Origin of the sequence: Motilimonas thetidivivens (assembly GCF_046452435.1) — a bacterium.
In the GTDB taxonomy this organism is placed as follows: domain Bacteria; phylum Pseudomonadota; class Gammaproteobacteria; order Enterobacterales; family CBDFNC01; genus Motilimonas.
In genome coordinates, this window is sequence record NZ_JBKFDK010000082.1 from 1 (window position 1) to 348 (window position 348).

At 49.1% G+C, this 348-nt stretch carries 1 protein-coding gene; it reads left to right on the forward strand.

Going from position 1 to position 348, the window contains the following annotated elements; genetic code table 11:
• Window positions 1–348, forward strand: a 348-nt coding sequence (locus ACK8OT_RS19340; protein ID WP_410198142.1) for a reverse transcriptase domain-containing protein, incomplete at both ends; no start/stop codon positions are given.

Genomic DNA, 348 nt, shown 5'->3' on the forward strand with positions numbered 1-348 from the left:
ACAACCTTGACCATGTCTGGCTGATGAAGATGCTCAAGCAACGCATTGATGACAACGCCATGCTGAGCTTAATCAGCCAATGGCTTAAAGCCCGCATAAAATCACCTGAAGGGGGTTTTGAACACCCGAAAAGTGGTACGCCGCAAGGGGGCATCATTAGCCCAGTACTGGCGAACATCTACCTGCACTACGCACTCGATTTATGGTTTGAAAAGAAAGTAAAACCGCGAATGCGTGGCCGCGCGATGTTGATCCGGTACGCCGATGATTTTGTGTGCGCGTTTCAATACGCCAACGATGCGGAGCGATTTTACGAGGTGTTGCCGAAACGACTGAAGAAATTCAATT